The organism is Streptomyces sp. SID14478, from assembly GCF_010548525.1.
Classification (GTDB): domain Bacteria; phylum Actinomycetota; class Actinomycetes; order Streptomycetales; family Streptomycetaceae; genus Streptomyces.
Window position 1 is genome coordinate 1 of the sequence record NZ_JAAGMG010000969.1, and the last position, 875, is coordinate 875.

The 875-nt window shown below is 75.8% G+C and carries 1 protein-coding gene and 1 pseudogene; both read left to right on the forward strand.

Features of this window, described 5'->3' with window-relative positions; genetic code table 11:
* Positions 1–678 (forward strand): annotated as a pseudogene (locus tag G3I40_RS31165) (hypothetical protein); the annotation flags it as partial.
* On the forward strand, positions 675–875 hold a 201-nt coding region (locus G3I40_RS31170), incomplete at its 3' end, for a hypothetical protein (protein ID WP_164305967.1). The pseudogene G3I40_RS31165 and the gene G3I40_RS31170, both read left to right, overlap by 4 nt.

Genomic DNA, 875 nt, shown 5'->3' on the forward strand with positions numbered 1-875 from the left:
AAGGTCCGCCTCCTGCTCGGCGTGCGCAGCGCCCGCCCCACCACCCCGCACAACGGCCGGCCCCGGCCCGCGGCCGCCGATCTGCTGGCCGAACTCGCCGACCGGTTCCCGCACGCCGACACCGTGCGCTGCGACGAGGACCCGGACCAGGACATCCGCGCCTACGTCCACGTCCTGCTCGACGGGCAGGACCAGTGGGGTCCCGCGGCCATCGCACGGGCCGCGCTCGTCGTGGGCGCCCGCGCCGCCGGGTCGTTCCTGCACGCCCGGCTCGCCGTCGAGCAACTGCGCCTGAAGGGGCCGGGGCTGCTGACCGACCCGGGCTGGCTCGACCGGGTCGCGGGCGGGATCACCGGCCTGCTGCTCACCGACATCGAGCTCGCCGTCGCCGCCGGCGGCGGACTGACCCGGACCGAGGCCGTCGCACTGTTGCGCGCGAGCGCGTTCGCGCTGGGGCGCGGGGTCGCATGGGGGGACGTGTGGCCCGCGCTGACCCACGCCGTGCTCCAAGCGCCCCTGCGTGACCCCGACGAGAAGATCCGTCAGCTGCTGAAGAGCCGTCTGGCCGGGTATCTCACCACCGACCACGAGGACGACCGCGTGGTCTACCGACCCGCCCACGAACAGCTGGCCCAGATCCTGCGCCGCTGGCCGGAGGCCTCGAAGGGCACCACGTGAGGGACCAGAACGACAAGTACGGCCCGGACGGCAGGGACGTCCGCGCCGACGGCTGCGACTCCGGCGACCCCGCCGAATCCGCGCGCGAGCACCGGCTGAGCGACGACGGCACCGGCGAGGCGGCGATCCATGCCCGCATCGCCGCCCGCCTGGCCGCGATGAGCGGCGACCCCGCCCAGCCCCCGCCCCCGTACGCG